The 17,724-nt window shown below is 60.9% G+C and carries 13 protein-coding genes; 3 read left to right on the forward strand and 10 right to left on the reverse strand.

All coding sequences use genetic code 11. From position 1 onward, the window contains the following. Positions 1 to 85 precede the first annotated feature (85 nt). Genes E5X88_RS26920 through E5X88_RS26930 form a run of 3 tightly spaced genes read right to left on the reverse strand, consistent with a single transcriptional unit; the run spans position 86 to position 4,924 of the window. Positions 86 to 1,636 (reverse strand): SpoVR family protein, encoded by a 1,551-nt coding sequence (locus E5X88_RS26920; protein ID WP_292166619.1) that lies wholly within the window; start codon positions 1,634 to 1,636, stop codon positions 86 to 88. Between the two features lie 11 nt (positions 1,637 to 1,647). Next, on the reverse strand, positions 1,648 to 2,955 hold the full coding sequence (locus E5X88_RS26925) for a YeaH/YhbH family protein (RefSeq protein WP_292166621.1): 1,308 nt from the start codon (positions 2,953 to 2,955) through the stop codon (positions 1,648 to 1,650). Between the two features lie 19 nt (positions 2,956 to 2,974). Continuing rightward, on the reverse strand, positions 2,975 to 4,924 hold the full coding sequence (locus E5X88_RS26930) for a PrkA family serine protein kinase (protein ID WP_145716968.1): 1,950 nt from the start codon (positions 4,922 to 4,924) through the stop codon (positions 2,975 to 2,977). A gap of 252 nt (positions 4,925 to 5,176) precedes the next feature. On the opposite strand from E5X88_RS26930, the gene E5X88_RS26935 reads away from it, so the two are divergent. Beyond that, positions 5,177 to 5,647, forward strand: a complete 471-nt coding sequence (locus tag E5X88_RS26935) for a YbhB/YbcL family Raf kinase inhibitor-like protein (RefSeq protein WP_292166626.1) — start codon at positions 5,177 to 5,179, stop codon at positions 5,645 to 5,647. A gap of 176 nt (positions 5,648 to 5,823) precedes the next feature. Here E5X88_RS26935 and E5X88_RS26940 read toward each other — a convergent pair whose 3' ends face one another. From E5X88_RS26940 to E5X88_RS26950, 3 genes are all read right to left on the reverse strand, one after another. Then, the gene (locus E5X88_RS26940) at positions 5,824 to 6,954 is read right to left on the reverse strand and encodes a GNAT family N-acetyltransferase (protein WP_292166628.1); all 1,131 of its coding nucleotides are present in this window, start codon (positions 6,952 to 6,954) and stop codon (positions 5,824 to 5,826) included. Beyond that, positions 6,951 to 7,946 carry a sterol desaturase family protein gene (locus E5X88_RS26945; protein WP_292166629.1) on the reverse strand — a complete coding sequence of 332 codons (996 nt, stop codon included), beginning with the start codon at positions 7,944 to 7,946 and terminating at the stop codon, positions 6,951 to 6,953. Before E5X88_RS26945 ends, E5X88_RS26940 begins: the two co-directional genes overlap by 4 nt. A gap of 238 nt (positions 7,947 to 8,184) precedes the next feature. After that, positions 8,185 to 10,095, reverse strand: a complete 1,911-nt coding sequence (locus E5X88_RS26950) for a heparinase II/III-family protein (protein ID WP_292166631.1) — start codon at positions 10,093 to 10,095, stop codon at positions 8,185 to 8,187. Between the two features lie 115 nt (positions 10,096 to 10,210). Here E5X88_RS26950 and E5X88_RS26955 point away from each other — a divergent pair, with 115 nt between their 5' ends. Further along, positions 10,211 to 11,452 (forward strand): cellulase family glycosylhydrolase, encoded by a 1,242-nt coding sequence (locus E5X88_RS26955; RefSeq protein WP_292166633.1) that lies wholly within the window; start codon positions 10,211 to 10,213, stop codon positions 11,450 to 11,452. Between the two features lie 77 nt (positions 11,453 to 11,529). Here E5X88_RS26955 and E5X88_RS26960 read toward each other — a convergent pair whose 3' ends face one another. Continuing rightward, complete coding sequence (locus E5X88_RS26960; protein ID WP_292166635.1) at positions 11,530 to 12,648, reverse strand: glycosyltransferase family 4 protein; 1,119 nt, start codon at positions 12,646 to 12,648, stop codon at positions 11,530 to 11,532. 153 nt (positions 12,649 to 12,801) lie between these two features. Here E5X88_RS26960 and E5X88_RS26965 point away from each other — a divergent pair, with 153 nt between their 5' ends. Beyond that, the gene (locus E5X88_RS26965) at positions 12,802 to 14,241 is read left to right on the forward strand and encodes a polysaccharide biosynthesis C-terminal domain-containing protein (RefSeq protein ID WP_292166637.1); all 1,440 of its coding nucleotides are present in this window, start codon (positions 12,802 to 12,804) and stop codon (positions 14,239 to 14,241) included. Positions 14,242 to 14,351: 110 nt separating this feature from the next. Here the strand turns inward: E5X88_RS26965 and E5X88_RS26970 are convergent, their stop codons facing one another. From E5X88_RS26970 to wecB, 3 genes are all read right to left on the reverse strand, one after another. Further along, positions 14,352 to 15,065 (reverse strand): WecB/TagA/CpsF family glycosyltransferase, encoded by a 714-nt coding sequence (locus E5X88_RS26970; protein ID WP_292166639.1) that lies wholly within the window; start codon positions 15,063 to 15,065, stop codon positions 14,352 to 14,354. An 86-nt stretch (positions 15,066 to 15,151) separates the two neighbouring features. Then, positions 15,152 to 16,489: a UDP-N-acetyl-D-mannosamine dehydrogenase gene (wecC, locus tag E5X88_RS26975; RefSeq protein ID WP_292166642.1), complete on the reverse strand. Its 1,338-nt coding sequence runs from the start codon at positions 16,487 to 16,489 to the stop codon at positions 15,152 to 15,154. Beyond that, a complete protein-coding gene (wecB, locus tag E5X88_RS26980; RefSeq protein WP_292166644.1) occupies positions 16,482 to 17,636 on the reverse strand; it encodes a non-hydrolyzing UDP-N-acetylglucosamine 2-epimerase in 1,155 nt (384 codons plus the stop codon). The genes wecC and wecB overlap by 8 nt, the downstream gene beginning before the upstream one ends. Between the last annotated feature and the right edge of the window lie 88 nt (positions 17,637 to 17,724).

Below are 17,724 nucleotides of genomic sequence, written 5' to 3' on the forward strand. Positions count from 1 at the left end.
GCCAACTATTTCAACAACGCAGGATATGCTTCCGTCAAAACCTGAAACGCTCTAGAACGACGCCGTCGCCGGCCATCCGGTTTTGTCATTCCCCGATTTGGCTCGTCGAACGTTCGTTGAGCATCTCGCCCGTTTGCGCATCGATCGCCGCCAGGCTGACCTCATAGCCCCACAGGCTGCGGATATGACGCAGGGCGGCGTCGCGGCTGGCCTCTTCCAGCATGATGCCGTCCTTCACCTTGTGCTCCAGTCGCAACTGTCGGTCGCCGCGCAGATCCACATCCACCACCTGGATATCCGGCCGGCTCGCGCCAATGTCGTAGCTCTGGGCGAGCCCGGCGCGAATCTTTTCGTAGCCACGCTCATTGTGTATCGACGCGACTTCGTAATGCGGTTCGCTCGCGGCGTCGGCGAGGATAAAGAACCGCCATTTCCGCATCAGCGCGGGGCTCAGATACTGGCGGATGAAAGACTCGTCGCGATGGTTCGCCCACGCGTCGAGCAGAGTTTCGCGCCAATTGCCGTTGCCGGCGATATCGGGGAACCAGTCACGGTCCTCGGCGGTCGGCTCAGTCGATATGCGCTGGATGTCCTGCATCATGTCGAGGCCCAAGGCATAAGGATTGATGCCGGAAAAACGCGGATCGTCGAACGCCGGCTGGAAGACCACGTTCGAATGGTTGCGCAGGATTTCCAGCATCGCGCCTTCGCTGATCCGGCCGCGATCGAACAGCATGTTCATGAGTGTGTAGTGCACGAAGGTGGCGCAGCCTTCATTCATCACCTGCGTTTGCCGCTGCGGATAGAAATATTGCGCGATGACGCGGACGATCCTGATGATTTCACGCTGCCAGGGCTCCAGGACGAGGCTGTTCTTTTCCAGGAAGTAGAGCAGGTTCTCCTCGGGCAGCTTGAGCGTTTTCTTCCGCTCCGCCATGCCGAGATCCTTTTCGCCGGCACTGCTCCCGCCCTTCGAAGCCGGGAGCGTGCGCCACAGATCGTTGTAGGAGCGCTCTTCGTACTCCAGGCGCTCACGAACGCCCTCACGCTGCCGCTCCGACGACAGCTTCGGCGGCCGGTGATATCTGAACACGCCCTGTTCCATCAGCGCGTGGGCCGCATCGAGGATGGCCTCCACCGCGGCGACGCCGTGCCGCTCCTCGCAATGGGCGATGTAACCCTTGGCGAAGTCCAGATAACTCAGGATCGCGCCGGCGTCCGTCCACTGCCGGAACAGATGATTGTTCTTGAAGAAATGATTATGGCCAAGCGCTGCATGGGCTGTCACCAGGGCCTGCAGGGCCATCGTGTTTTCCTCCATCAGGTAGACGATGCAGGGGTTGGAATTGATGACCAGTTCATAGGCGAGCCCCCGCCCGCCTTTGCGATAGAGCAACTCCTGGTAGAGGAAATGCTTGCCGAAGGACCAGTGACGATACATCAGCGGCATGCCGACCGAGGAATAGGCGTCGAGCATCTGCTGGGATGAGATGATCTCCATCTGCACCGGATAGACGTCGAGGTGAAGCTCTTCGATCGCGAGCGCCTCGATGGCTTCGTGGACACGCGACAGTGCCTTGAAATCCCAGCCGGACCCGGAAAAGAGCAAACCGGATTTGCTGGCTTGCCTGGCCATCGGCATCCCCTTCAAGCGCTCTTCTGGACGACCGGCTGCCTGGCGAACAGCTGGCGAAAGACCGGATAGATGTCGGCTGCGGTGGCGATGCGGCTCATCTGGAAATTCGGCCATTTCAGGTTGACCGCGCTGTAGGCGCGCCAGAGCGAGGTCCCGTTCTCAGTGGCTCCGAAGATATGGGTCTCGCGTTCGTCGATGATCTCGACATAGGCAAAATACTGGCACAGGCGCATGATCTGGCCATCCATGAGGGCTATGCAGCGCTCAGAATCGGTGGCGAAATTGTCCCCGTCCGATGCCTGGGCGGCATAGATGTTCCACTCGTTGCTGGGATAGCGCTCCTCGATGATGCGGCGCATCTCTTCGAGTGCCGTGGAAACGACCGTGCCACCGCTTTGCGTATTGTAGAAGAAGGTCTCCTCGTCCACCTCCTGCGCCTCGTGCGTATGGCGGATGAAGACGATTTCGGTGCGGTCGTAACGCCGTTTTAGGAAGAGGTGCAGCAGCACGAAGAAGCGCTTGGCCAGATCCTTCTCGCGCTCGCCCATCGAACCGGATACGTCCATGAGACAGAACATGACGGCGTTGGCATTCGGCACGGGCCGGGCGTCGAAGCGGTTGAAGCGGATGTCGACAGGGTCGACAAAGGCGATCCGCTTGCGGCGGCGCTCAAGTCGCTCGAGCTCTTCCTGCAACGTTGCAATACGCTGGCGTGCCGCCGCGCTCTGGGGCTCTGCCTCCAGGATTGCGACTTCCTTCGCAATCGCATCAAGCTCCTCCTGCTTGGGACGCCTGAGCGCAATCCGGCGGCCATGGCTGTTTCGCATCGTGCGCCCGACATTGATGTTGGTCGGGGAACCGGTCGCGGCGAAGCCGGCCCGGCGCGGCTTGAAGGCAAGTATCTCCTTGAGATTGAGCTTGACCATGTCGGGAAGTTCGAGATCCTCGAAGAAGAGATCGAGCACCTCCTCGCGCGAGAGCACGAAACGAAAATCGTCTTCCGAGACCGTTTTCCCCGGAGATGATCCGCCGCCGCCCTGGCCGGGCTTGGGAACGCGGTCGCCTGGGGCGAAATGCTTGTTGCCCGGCAGGATGTGCTGCCGCCTGCCGCTGTCCTTCGCATCGGTAAAGCTCGGCTCGGCTGTGCCCCTCGCCGGCATGGAGACGGTGTGCTCGCTATCCACGTCGGCGATCCTGCCGGTGCGGATCTTGTCCCGGATGCTTCGCTTCAGCTCTTCGCGCGCACGCTTCAGGAAGCGCTGGCGGTTGCCGAGGCTCTTATCCTTCGGGTTCAGTCGGCGATCGATAAAGATCGGCATGGAACCATCCCGGCCGGGCTCAACCCGCCTTGTTCACCCGCATGTACCAGTCCACCAGCCGGCGAACCTGACGTTCGGTGTAGCCGCGTTCGACCATCCGGTGCACGAACTCGTTGTGCCGCTTCTCTGTTACACCGTCCTGCTTGGAACCGAAGCTGATCACCGGGAGCAAATCCTCGACTTGGCCGAACATCCGCTTCTCGATGACTTCGCGCAGCTTTTCATAGCTTGTCCATGACGGGTTGTGGCCCTGGTTCCTCGCCCGGGCGCGCAACGTGAACTTCACGACCTCGTTGCGGAAGTCCTTGGGATTGGCAATGCCGGCCGGCTTTTCGATTTGCGACAGTTCGTTGTCCAATACCCCGCGATTGAGGAGCTGACCGGTATCCGGGTCCTTGTAATCCTGATCCTCGATCCAGGCATCGGCGTAGGCGATGTAGCGGTCGAACAGGTTCTGACCATATTCGCTGTACGATTCCAGATAGGCCTTCTGGATCTCATGGCCGATGAATTCGGCATAGCGCGTGGCGAGTTCCGACTTTATGAAGTCGAGATAGGCGGCTTCCGTTTCCTTCGGGAACTGCTCGCGTTTGATCGCCTCCTCCAGAATGTACATCAGATGCACGGGATCCGCGGCCACCTCTTTGGTGTCGTAGTTGAATGTCTGCGACAGGATCTTGAAAGCAAAGCGCGTGCTGACGCCCGTCATGCCTTCGTCGACTCCGGCGGCGTCGCGGTATTCCTGAACCGACTTCGCCTTGGGGTCTACGTCCTTGAGGTTCTCGCCGTCATAAACGCGCATCTTCGTGTAGAGCGGCGAATTGTCGTGCTCGGCCAGACGGGTCGAGACGGTGAACCGGCTGAGAATGTCCAGCACCTCCGGAGCGCAGGGGCTGGAGGCCAATTCGCTTTCGCGCAGCAGCTTTTCGTAGATCTGCCTTTCTTCGGTGACCCGCAGGCAGTAAGGCACCTTGACCACCAGGATACGGTCGAGGAACGCCTCGTTGTTCTTGTTGTTCTTGAACTGCAGCCATTCCGACTCGTTGGAATGGGCCACGATGATGCCCTGATAGGGGAAAGCGCCGAAGTTTTCCGTGCCGTTGTAGCTGCCTTCCTGGGTCGCGGTCAGCAACGGATGCAGGACCTTGATCGGCGCCTTGAACATCTCGACGAACTCGAGCAATCCTTGCGTGGTCCGGTTCAGGCCGCCGCTGTAGGAATAGGCGTCCGGATCGGATTGACTGAAATTCTCGAGTTGTCTTATGTCGACCTTGCCGACCAGGGCCGAAACGTCCTGGTTGTTCTCATCGCCCGGCTCGGTCTTGGCAATGCCGATCTGGCGCAGCCGTGAAGGCATCAGCTTGACGACGCTGAACTTGGAGATGTCGCCGGACAGCTCATCGAGGCGCTTGGCCGCCCACGGCGAGATCAGGCCGTTCAGCCGGCGCCGCGCGATGCCGTATTTGTCCTCCAAAAGATCGGCCATGCGGTCGGGATGGAAAAGCCCGAGCGGCGATTCGAAAACCGGGCTGATCTGGTCGCCCACCTTCAGCGTGTAGATCGGACGCTGCTCCATCAGCTTCTTCAGCCGTTCGGCGAGCGAGGATTTGCCGCCGCCGACAGGGCCGAGCAGATAGAGAATCTGCTTGCGTTCCTCGAGCCCTTGAGAGGCATAGCGGAAATAACCGGCGATACGCTCGATCGTGTCCTCCATGCCATAAAACTCGGCGAAGGAGGGATACACCTTGATCGTCCTGTTCGAGAAAATGCGGCCGAGCCGCTCATCCATGCTGGTGTCGATCAGGGTGGGCTCGCCGATCGCCTCGACCATCCGTTCAGGCGCCGAGGCGTACATCGATTTATCCTCGCGGCAGGCGAGGAGATATTGCTGGATGCTTATCTCCTCCTGCGCCGCATTCGTGTAAATCTCCGAAAACAGATCGAAGACGTCGGAGTGGTTCTCGCGCATGGTATCCTCGCCCCGGCCGGTCTGGTTGCTGTCGCCTCATCCTTCAACTGTCGGAAAGCCTTTGTGGTTCCCTCTCTTCACGTAGTGAGTCTGTGACAGGATGTTAGGGGTCCAGACAGATATCGTCAAAGGAAACCAGCCAGCGAATGCTCGCAGGATGGAACGTTTCCATGGGATGTCCATTCCTCCATCAGCGCGCTTGCCGAGCAGCAAGTTCGCCGCGAACAAGCTGTTTTTCTGGAGGAGTGAACCATGCCTCTTACGCTCAGCAGTTCCGCCTTTGCCGACGGCGAAAAAATTCCCGAGAGATATACGCGTGACGGAAAGAACGTATCCCCGCCGCTGAAATGGTCAGGTGTGCCGGGCAAGGCGAAGAGCCTCGCTCTCGTCATGCAGGATCCCGATGCGCCGAACGGAAACTTCGGTCACTGGGCCGTGTTCAACATCCCGCCTGACGTCGGCGAACTGCCCGACGCTGAGAGTGGCAAGCCCGGTCCTGAAGCGCTCAGGCAAGCCACGAACGACTTCGGCAACGCTTACTATGACGGTCCTGAGCCGCCGGTCGGACACGGGGTTCATCATTACCATTTCCGGCTTGCCGCGCTCGACACGCCGAGCCTCGCGATTCCGGCGGCCGCGGGCGTGGCGCGCATCTGGCAAGAAGCGCAAAAACATGTGCTGGAGGAAGCGGAATTGGTGGGGACATACGAACGCAACGAATGAATTTGACGGCGCGCAGGTCATGCGCGATCTCTTGCCTCGACCAGGCGAGAGGGTCTAATCCAATGTCACGCCCCCGCAGAGCGGAACCGCGTGTCCTCGAATGTCCGATTTTTGTCTCGCTGCTGCTAGATTCCAATCTATCGGACACACGGCGCTCTGGCGCGATCAAGCCGAAATCAAGGTGTCGGTACCAATCCGCGTCCACGTACATGCCGGACCGTCTGACGCATACGATCGGCAAGGGAGGCGAGCGAGCCTTGCGCCGTGCGCGTCCCAAGAACCGATTGCAGGACAACACCCTGCGTTGCGAACTTGTGCTTGAACGACTCGGCGCCACAGAGGAAGTCGACCGTGCCCAGGCCGTGATCGATCGACCACTGTATATAGTCCATCATCAGGATCATGCCCGGCGACGCTTGGCCGAAATCCGGATCGAATGTGGTCACGAACGCCATCATGGTGTGGTGCTGGACGAAATTGATGGAGACTGCGACCATCGCGCCATCGCATTCAAGTACGAAAATGTGCAGCACGCCGGCACGCGCCAGCGCGTCGACGAGTGCCGCGAGCACTGGTGCTCCCTCTTCGAAAAGCTGGGATTCACGCTTGTGCTGCACCAGCCATCTGCGCTTCAGGGCAGCGAGCCGGTCCAGGACCGGCTGCAGTGGCTCGTCGGGCGCAAGCAGGCGAAATTTCACTTCTCCGGCTTCTTCCAACGTCTTGACGCCGCGCCGATAGTTCTGCCGCGTCTTTTTCGACTGCGCCGCTAACCATGCGGCTCCGCTCTCCCACTGTCCGGTGACGCGGTAACTGATTTCCTCTCTGTGATTGGGGCGGAGCCTGACGCCGCCCGAGGTATCCAGAGTGAAAATTCTGCGGGCCGCCGCACCCGGCAACAGACGATTGAGAAAGGCAAGATCGAAGCCACCGGCGTTACAGATCTGGACCCATACGTCCCGCAGGGCCGACAGCGAGCATTCCGGAGCAACGAGAATGTCCCCGTAATCGGTATAGCTGCCGGCCGCCCATTCGAGAAACCGCAGGCCTTTGCGCTTGCCGATCGCCAGGGGAACGACAGCAACGAGCCTGTCGCCGTTCCAGACCAGGCCGATCCGCAGCGCGCGCTGGTCACGGTCCGCCACGGTACTCCACCATGCCGAAATCCAGGCATGACTCTGAAAGATCAGCCCGTCGGTGCGATGCCAAAGATGTATCCAATCGGCTTCGACCGCAGCCAGGCGATCCGCCGAACGGACAATTTCCAGGCGCTCTGCGCTCGAAACGTCAATCGGAACAATGGTGTTCATGAAGAGGAATGATCCTGTGGCTGAGCAATGACATCGGGACGCCTCTGGAACAGTCGGACGAGATGCCCCCCCATCTTCTTGAGCGGCAGGATGTAAAGCCCAAAGAGCGATTGATAATCGCGCACATCCCGATCCATCAGGCCAAACTTCAGGTCTTCATCCGGGTCCGGGACGAAGTGCGTTCCGAAGAGGCGATCCCAGAACGAAAAAAGCAGGCCAAAATTCTTGTCATAGTGGCGAGGGTCGATGCTGTGGTGCACCTGGTGCCAGTGCGGACACAAGATGATGTTGTTCAACGGGCCGAAGGAGATCTTGAAATGGGTGTGGCGAACAAAGTCCATCATCAGGATGTTGCGGATGACATAGACATTGATGCCGAAGATAGCGATCTCTACCGGATCGAGCGCGATCAGGCTCCATATGCCGAAGCAGATCCCCGGGATGACGCCATCCCAGATACGGTTCATCAGATCGTCCAGCGGATGAACCCGATCCTTGGTGATTCCCACCATCACTTCGGCCGAATGATGCACTTTGTGCAATTCCCACAGGAACGGGAAGCGGTGCTGGGCGACATGGTAGATATAATATGAAATATCGTAGGCGATCAGCATGGTTGCGGTGAAGATGACGATTGTCACCGGTCCGGCCGGGCCGCCGATGAGCGGCGCCTGGATATCGAAAAGCCAGCCGACTGCCTGGTGTGTCCCGTAGCCTACGGCGGCAACGAAGGTGACGCCGGCAGGGATGAGCAGGAAAGGCATCATCGCGCGTTTTGTGACCCAAAATAGAACATCCGCTCGCGCCGACGGGTGCAGGATGACTTCCGCCGGGAAGGCGAAATCGAAAAAATCCCTGACGGATTTATGCTCGACAGTTCGCCAGTAAGCGACCACCGCGCTCCCCAAAGCCGTGAGGAGAAGCAGGCCGAGAGTCAGAAAATTGACGTTCGAGAGCTTTTCCACAATCACTCTGGCAAGTTCGGAAAACATCGGTGCGGTGGCTCCTGGGGTTGTGAGAAGGCGATCCGGCGGACTGCAAGCAAAAGAAATGCCAAACTCACCGCATGTTGCCTGCAACCAGTGGTTTCTGCGGATGCAACGGGCAAAGCATGCCGGATTGCGCCAAACTAGCAGGTCAACCGTAACAAAACCGCTAAATGTCCGAACGTAATTAATGTCGAATATGGCTGGAACACCGGAAGGTGCCGCTGTGCTGCAGCGCCAGTCCCTAGCTTTGCGGCGGGGGGATTGCCGCGAGGTGGATCTTGATCCCCTCTTCGCCCACTTCGCCACGCCAGGCGATGCGTTCGGCTGGCTGCCTGGCGCCAAAACTTGGTGAAACCCAGCCGCCCTGCCCCGGTGCGTCGCCGCCGGCGCGGATGTCGATCGCAGCGTCCGGAAAGCGGATGGTCATCAGCCGCTCATCGCCTCGCAACACCATGACCGTGTTTTCGTCCTGGTTGGCGCCGAGACCGGTGGCAAGCTGGAAGACGATTTCGGCCACGCGCCTGCCGCCGAGCAGTTGGTCGGTCACTAAGATGCCGTCGGCCTGGTGCATCACGGTGCGCTGGTGCACGACGCCGAAGCGGCTTCCGTACCCGTCGTGTCGGGCGCGCAGCTTCCAGTGCGTTCCCGGCTCGCTCTCAATAAATGTCGCAACCGCCTTGTGCGACCAGTTGAACTCCCCGGCGATGATGCTTTGGCTTTTGCCCTCGATGTTCAGCGTGTTGTGCGCCGGCGTCGAGCGGAACCAGTCGCGCCAGACGCCCCCCGAACCGTAGAGCCAGGTGCCGGGGTCGATTAGCACCGGCTCGCCATCGATGCACAGGGTGAGCGACAGCGCGTCGGCATGGCCGTGAGCCGCTATCGAGAGATAGCCGAGCGGGCCGTGGTCGAATGTCAGATCGATGCTGCGGCCATTCATCTCACCGCGCCAGACGGAGAGTCCGCCTTGCGTGAACGTTTGCAACCCATGCGGCACCGGCGCCGGTTCCGACGGCGTGCCGAAGAAAAGCGCACGAAAATCATCTGGTTCCGCGGCGTTGCCCGGCATCCGTAGAAAGCCATGGATGGCGGCGGCGACGGATTGGACATAGCCCGGCTCGTCTCCTAGCGTCAGCACGCGACCTTCATCGTTGTCGCCAAAGCTGGCAGCTTTCGGTGGGAGCCAGCCGACGAAATTGGCGAATGCAGCCAGCCGCGCTTCGACGGGCGAGGGAAAAGGCGTTCCGGCCTGGCGAGCTGCAGCAGCGCATAGCAAGATGAGTTCGGCCGTGAAGGCCGCGTATGTCGGGGTCTGCTCGGCGCCGGTACCATCGGCAAGAATCTGCTTGTGCGCCTCAGCCAGTAGGGCGTTGCGGACAGCGCCGGATTCGGCCCCTAACGCCAGGCAGATCAGATACTCGCCAGCCAGTTCTGCGACGAGATGGTTGTTGGCGGAGGAGAACCGGGAGGGGAACCGCGGCAGCCAATAGGCGCTTGCCGCCAGTATTTCACCCACTTGCTGCCGGGTCGCCGCGCCGAGTCGGTCGCCGACGAGGTCCATGGTGACAATCAGGCTGATGGCTCGCAGCGCTACTTCGATGCCAGAAGCCCAGCCAACCCCACGAAACGGCGGGTTGGCGCAATGCCAACTGTCGATCGCCGCCTCGATGGCCATTCGGGACTGATCGTCACCGGCGAGAAGCAGGTGAGCGGCAAGCGGCGGCAACTGCTGCAGCCGATTGATCTCCCAAACATATTTTACATCGCCACGGTCGCCGCGATGGCGAAAATCGATGTCGAAAGTATAGGTCTCGGGACCCGGCCAAAGCCTGCCGGTCACCGGATCAAGGCGCCAAAGCTCGGGAGGAAACAGCCGATCGGGTTCGCGTCGTGGCCATATCCGCCCAAGTGCGGAAAACTGGCCCCCAAGCGTGTCTTGCGCCGCCACCGCTATGGCTTGCCGTTGTGCCGGTGTCGTAGCCAGCGCGGCATCGCGCAATTCACGCAGCACCGGATGCAACTGAGGTGAAGCATAGCGCTCCCAGCCACCGTCGCGACGGCGTGAGGCGATCCTTCGACGCTGTTCGCCCAGCCGGTGCAACACCTCGGCCGGCTCCATGCTGCGCAACCGGTTGATGTACCAGCCGATTCTCATACGCACTCCGCCAAGGTTTCGATTCTTATATACCATGCTGTCGAATAGCCGCGCGGCGGCAATCCTCTTTTCCGTTCCTCCGGTTAATATCTTCGGCATGATACGGAGACTGGCGATGAGAAGGATGGCGTGTGTTGCGGCGTGGGTGCTCGGCATGGCGGTAGCCGCCAGCGCTGCGCCCATCCCGCTCCAGCGCGGCGTTGGCGTGCATGAATGGCTCAACTGGTCGCCGGTGGAGGACGATGGATCCTACAGTTGGCCGCCCTACCGCAGCGAGAAGGAGTGGCGATCCGGACACAGGCCGCTCACCGATTGGCCGGGTGGCGACGAGTTTGCGCGCATCAGGTCGATGGGCTTCGATTTCGTCCGGCTGAGCGTCGACCCCGGCCCGTTGCTTGCCAGCGATGGCACCAAACGGCAGCAGGCGCTCGACATACTTGCTGCTGCGGTCGAGCGTGTGACGTCGGCCGGCCTGAAGGTGGTCTTCGACCTGCACGGCGTCACCCAGGTTCCGGCCTATGGCATGGAGATGATCTATGACGGTGCCGACAGCGAGGGCGTTGCCCGCTATCGCGAAATGGTTGTGGCGGTCGCCACCATGCTGGTCAAGGTCGGCACCGACAAGGTAGCCATCGAACCCTATAACGAGCCGGCATACTACCCCTGCGATTCGAGCGGGAGCGATGACTGGCAGCGGATCATGGCAGGCACGGTTCGCGATATTCGCGCAGTCAGCAGCGAGCTCACCATCGTTGCAACGGGCGCCTGTGGCGGCAGCATTGCCGGACTGGTCAATCTCACCCCGGGCTTTGACGATCCGAACCTCTACTACAGCTTCCATATGTATGAGCCGCACAGTTTCACGCATCAGCGGCCCGACGGGACAGACACCTTCGCCTCGGGCCTTCCCTGGCCAGCCGACAGCAGCACGCCTCAGGTGGTGACCGAAACCCTTAAGGCGCAGATGGATGCCGCCGGCTTGAGCCCGGTCGAGCAGATGATGAACATGGTCGCGGCGCGTGAAGCAATCGCCCGATATTTCGAGCGGAATTGGGGCCCGAGCCAACTCGAGGCGAGCTTCCGTCAGGCGGTCGACTGGGCCGAGGCCCATGGCATCCCAAGCCGGCGGCTCTTCATGGGCGAATTCGGCGTCATCCTCATGTCCGCGGACGGCCGCATGGGCGCGTTCGACGCTGACCGTCTGCGTTATCTTACGGCGGTGCGCCAGCAGGCGGAACGCTTCGCGATCCCATGGTCCGTCTGGGAATTCTCCAATCCCTACGGAATGACCGTCATCCAGCCCGATGGGCCTGCGGTCCCAGACTCGGAGATGTTGCAGGCACTGGGCCTGCCATAGCTGCTCGATTGTCGCGCCCGACCCGCAGCTGCTCGTCATGGGCTCACTTGCCAGTCAAGCGCAAGCTCAGGACAGCGTCAGCGCCTGACCGGTTGAGCCTCTAACGCGACCGACCTCCAGACGTCACAGATCGCGCCGACAAACGGTGCGAGCTCAAGCCGTTCCCGATGCACGGCCATCGCGGCAGCACCAAGCCTGGCCCTCAGTGTCGGATCTTCGACCAGCCGTGTCAGCGCCTCGGTCAACGCCGCAACATCGCCGGGTGGTACCAGCAACCCGGATTGCTCGTGGGTGATGATATCCTCCACCGCGCCGACAGGCGTCGTCACAACCGCGAGGCCCGCGGCCATCCCTTCGATGACCGAGACCGGCAGGTTCTCGGCAAAGGAGGGAAGCACCAGAATATCCGCCGAAGCGATCAGCGACGCGACCTCATCGGGGCCGACCCAGCCTGGAAAGGTAACGCGGTCGGCAAGGCCCAGTTCGGACGATCTCATCCGTGCCGCCTCGACTTCGCCATCCCCAGCGATCGTGGCGCGCCAATTCTCGATGGGCTTCATGCGGTGCAGCGCATCCATCAATTGCGGTACGCCCTTGCGGTCGCCGATGCGGCCGAGGAACAGGATATGCACATGATCGCCGCCGCCGACATGCGCCAAGGAGGGAACCGCCGTGGCATTGGGAACGATGACAATATTGCCGGCTCCCCCCGGTGCCCGGCTGGCGACGAAGTCGCGCCAAAGCCCGCCCAAGACGATCACCCGAGCGGCACGCTCGAACAAAGCTTCGATGCGGCGGCTCATGAAACTACGATCATCTTTCCAGAATGTCTGATACTGCGCCCCGTGCAAATGCAGGACATAGGGTATCGACAGCAGCCGGGCGCAGGCGGCGATCACCATCTTGCGATAGGTACTGGCGGAGACCGATATATTGATGTGAATGACATCAGCGCGTCTCGCAAAACGCGCCGCGAGCATCCGCAAGCAAAAGCCAAACATGTAGAAGATCGAAAGCCCAACATGCCCTGGACCGCGGCTGGCGAGAAAGCGTACATCGATGTCGGCGATCTCTTGCCGTTCGAACTCCTGCTTCAACGCCCCCATGATGCGGTCGATGCCTCCCTGCCCCGAAACACCCGAGGGCGTCGCGACAAGGACGTGCACTTTTCGATTGTGGGCCGGACGCTGCAACATGATTCCTTTTTTCGGAACTACAAGCAAAGGTTTCAAATAAGGTTTACGACGAATCCGTTAGTTCAAACTGAATCTGTTCACCCTTTGCCGTCATCGCGCTGGATTTTCCGCCGGTCGACGGTTAGTCGAAGGTGAATTTTCCGGGGACAATCCTTGCTGCTCCGCTCCACGCTCATCTATGCCCCGGCGATCCTGCTGACGCGAATCTCCGCGCTGCTCCTGCTGGTGATCGTGACGCGGTTGATCGACCAGACCGAGTATGGCCTGCTGACCCTGGTGGTGACCGTAGGCGAAATGACCGACATCGCCGTCACCAACTGGCTGCGCATCGCCTTGCTCAGGCTTGGCGGCAAAGGCGATATCAGCCGCGGCAGCCTGATACTGGCCGGACAGGTGTTGCTTGCCAGCACGGCACTGGCGCTGATTGTATCCGTGGTCGCCTCGGCAGTGATCGTGCCGGAGCGCTGGGTCGAGTTCGCGATCGCCGTCTGCGGCTACCTGATCGCCGGTTCCATCGGCCGCTTCGCGTTGACGGTGCTGCAGATGCAGCAGCGCCATTCGGTCTATTCGATGCTCGAATTCCTGCGCGCCCTGCTGCAGCTCGCGCTGCCGATCGGCGCCATCGTCCTGTTTCAGGATTCGTTCCTGACGGTATCGCTCGGCTCGAGCCTCGGCGTGCTGATCGCAGGCATCGTGGCGGGCGTCATGGCATCCCGGCGCGTCGTTGCCGGTCCGCCACGCTTCACCCAGAAGGATTTCTTCGTCCTTGGCGTGCCCCTGGTCATCATGGCGCTGGTAGGCTTCGGCCTCCACAGCGCGGAGCGTGTGTTCCTCAAGATCTATTACGATGCCGGTGCCGTGGCGATCTTCGCCGCGGCTTATGCGCTGGCCCGCCAGCCGATCGATATGGTCGCCAATTCCATCAATATGGGCGCCTTTCCCGAAGTGGTCAGCCGGTTCGACGAGGAGGGGCCCGCGGCATCGGGCCGGCTGCTGTCGCAATTGATGGCCTTGATGGTCCGCCTTTGCCTGCCGGTTGCGGCGATGCTGGTCGCACTCAGCAGCGACATCACGCAGTTCCTGCTGCCCTCCGAATATCACGGCCGCTTCGGCCTGCTCTTTCCGATCATCGCCTTCAGCGTGCTGAGTGCAAACCTCGCGAGCTTCGTCTATGGCACCGTGGTGCACGCGCACAAGCGGCCGTGGCTGCTGATCATCGCCAATTCCTTCGGCTCGGTGGCGACAATCGCACTGTCGGTGCTGTTGATCCCTCCGATGGCGGAGGTCGGCGCTGCTTTGGCGCTGGCGGGTGGATCGCTGGCGGGCCTGATAGCCTGCATCATCATCAGCGAGCGGCTCACACCCGTGCCGGTGCCATGGCGCGACATCGGCGTTTCGATCGTCATCTCGCTCGGCACGGGACTAGCTGCCAGCCTTGCCAGCGCTGTACTCGGCGATGTGCCGGCCATCTTCTCGCTCGTCGCGGGCGGCACCGCTGGCGCAGCGGTTTTCTTCGGGCTGACCTGGCTGTTCTACCCTGCCGCGGCGATGCAATTCGTAGCCAAGCTGAGGGCGCGGCTACGGATCGCATAGACCCGCGATGGCATCTTGAGTTTGCCGTGTCGAAGTCCTGGAAAGCAGTTCCGACTTCAGCCCGATGCCGGAGCCCAGGGCCGGCCCCCTGTCTGTGGGGTAGCCGCTGCTTATAGATCGACCTTTCGGCGCCCGCGACGGTCCCAGAACTCGCGGCACAGCAGCGCTGCATAAGCAGTGTTGGTATCGTAGTAGCGGCGCCACAAGCGTCGCGGCTCCTGTGCCACGCGAAACAACCATTCCAGACCGGCCGCCTGAACCAGTTTCGGCGCCCGGGCAACCTTGCCGCCATAGACATCGAAACTACCGCCCACGCCCATGACAAAACTCGGAGTGAGTTCGTCACGATAGCGCTTGAGAAAGCGCTCCTTGCGCGGCGTTGGCATCGCCACCAACAGGCAGTCGGCGCCCGAGGCGTTGATCTCCTCGACGATTCCGGCCTCGTCTTCCGGCTTGAAATAGCCATTGCGCATGCCGGCGACCACCAGGCTCGGATGATCCTTGGCAAGTCGACCTTTCACCGCATCGAGAACGTGCTGTTCGGCGCCCAGGAGGAAGGGCCTGTAGCCGCGCGTCGCGCACAGGCTCAGCAGATTGATCATGATGTCGACGCCAGCCACCCGCTCCGGCAGCGCGACGCCGCAAAGGCGCGCACCCCAAAGCACACCTTTGCCGTCGACGTTGATCACATCCGCTGTCGCAACGTCCTCCCGCAGCTCGGTATTGTTGCGCATGTTCACAAGCTTGGCGACATTCACGACCACATGATGCAGCGGCCGTCGCAGCGTCATCGCCTCATCGGCGATGGCCAGCGTCTCGGCCATGGTCAGCGCATGGATCGGCGCGCCAAGGAACTCCCGGCGCCGTGACGCCAACAGGCGATGCTGCGCCCATGCCGGGTCGTGCGCGTTCATGCCGCCTCCTCTGCACTTGCGGAAAGTGCCAGGTGTTCGATTTCCGATTTCTTGCCTTCGATGCGGGCGTCGGGCTTGCGTGCCTTGCGCCAGGTCCACAAACCCCTTGTGTCGATGAGCTTCTTGTCCTTGAGCGCCTCGGGATCAATCAGATTGAACTGCCGATGGTCGACCAGCAGGACGACGATATCGCACTTGTCGATGGCGGAAAGTGCATCGGTGAAGATGATGCCCTTGCCCTCGAGCTCATGCGGCAGTGTGTGTGTGTTGGGTTCAGCCGCGATGATCTTCAGGTTGGGGATATCGGACAAGAGCTTCACCACCTCGACAGCCGGGCTCTCGCGCATATCGTCGATATTGGCTTTGAAGCTGAGGCCAAGACAAGCGATCGCCTGCTTGCGGGAAGGGTCGAGCAAGGCTTGGATATCCCTGACCACCGACAAGGGACGCTCGGAATTGATCCGGCGTGCCGAAGCCATCAGCCGCGTGCTGTTAGGCGCGGCGTCGATGATGAAATACGGATCGACCGCAATGCAGTGGCCGCCGACGCCCGGGCTCGGTTGAAGGATGTTCACGCGGGGATGCCGGTTAGCGAGATCGATCACCTCCCAGACGTTGAGCGACAGGTCCTGGCACACTGCCGCAAGCTCGTTGGCGAAGGCGATATTGACGTCGCGGAACGCGTTCTCGGTCAGCTTCACCAGTTCGGCGCTTTCGGCCTGGGTCATAAACAGGTCGCCGGTAACGAAAGTTGAATAGAGTGCCGCGGTCCGTTCCGACGACTTGCGCGACAGTCCGCCGATCGAGCGATCGTTGTTGATCAGCTCGGTCAGGACCTTTCCCGGCAACACGCGCTCTGGCGAATAGGCGACCAGGATGTCGGCCTCTTCGCCATGCGTGACAGGAAATTTGAGATCCGGCCGCAACTCGGCAAGCAGTCCCGTCATGATGCGCGTCGTGCCGACTGGCGATGTCGATTCCAGCACAACAAGGTCTCCCCGCTTCAGCACGGAAGCGATGCTTCGTGCCGCCGCGAGCACGTAGCTCACATCCGGCTTGTGGTCGTCGGTCATCGGGGTCGGCACGGCGATGACATAGGCATCCGCCGGCTGCGGCGTGCTGAACGCCTTGAGCTTGCCGTTGGCTACAACCTTCTGGATCAAACCATCAAGGTCCGGCTCGACGATGTGGATTTCGCCGCGATTGACCTTCTCGACCACCGACTCGTTGACATCGACGCCAATGACGTCGAGCCCGCGGCTGGCGAAAATGGCACAGGTCGGCAGTCCGATGTAGCCCATGCCGATAACGGAAACGGTCTTGATCTCAGCCATGATGCAGCAGTTCCTCAACGATCCGGTTACCGGCCCGGCCATCGCCATATGGGTTGTGTCGTTCCGCCATGCCGCGGTAGGCAGCCTGATCGTCGAGCAGGCTGTTGGCATTGGACAGGATTTTTTCGATATCGGTGCCGACGAGACGGGCGGTACCCGCCGCGACCCCCTCGGGTCGCTCGGTATTCTCGCGCATCACCAGCACCGGCTTGCCGAGCGAAGGCGCTTCTTCCTGCACGCCGCCGCTGTCGGTCAGCACCAGATAGCTCTGCTTCTGCAGGAACAGGAACGGCAGATAGTCCTGCGGGTCGACCAGATGGATGTTGGGCACGCCCCCTAGTTCTTCGTTGACCACCGAACGCACATTCGGGTTGGGATGGACGGGATAGACGATCTGCACGTCCCCGCGCTCCGCCAGTCTCTTCAGCGCCGCACAAATACGGTGGATGCCGCCGTCGAAGTTCTCACGGCGATGACCGGTGACGAGGATCATTTTCTTGGCGGGGTCGAGAAAGGGGAAATGGGCGGCGAGCTTCGCGTTCATCAACTTGTCGGCGTCGATCGCGCCGGAAAAATGCAACAGCGTGTCGATCACCGTATTGCCGGTCACGAAGATGGTATTCGCAGCCTTTCCTTCGGCGATGAGATTGTCGCGCGCCTGGATGGTCGGCGCAAAATGCCAGGTAGCGATATCGCCGGCAATCTTGCGGTTCAACTCCTCCGGAAAGGGAGAGTTGATATCATGGCTGCGCAATCCTGCCTCGATATGGGCGACCGGAATGCGCCTGTAGAAGGCAGCCAGGGCCGCAGTCATCGCCGTGGTCGTGTCGCCTTGCACGAGGACGATATCGGGCTTCGCCCTCTCCAGCACTTCGGCCATGCCCAGGAGCACGCGCGAGGTCACGTCGAACAACGTCTGGCCAGGTTGCATGACGTTGAGATCGTGATGCACCGGCAGGCCAGTCAGTTCGACGACCTGATCGACCATCTCGCGGTGCTGGCCTGTAATGCATGTTTCGGTAACAAACCCTGGATGGGCAAGCGCGGCACGCACCACCGGAAAGCATTTGAGCGCCTCAGGCCTCGTGCCGAACACGATCAGCAATTTTTGCCTGAACGGCAGTTTAGGACGTGAAAGGACGTTCATTGCTGATCCTGGTCGCCAGAAGGCATCGCGACCTGCTGATTATTCGCTACAATAGCTACAATAGCTACAATAGCGGCAGGAGCCGCCT

The organism is Mesorhizobium sp. (assembly GCF_004962245.1).
GTDB lineage: Bacteria > Pseudomonadota > Alphaproteobacteria > Rhizobiales > Rhizobiaceae > Mesorhizobium.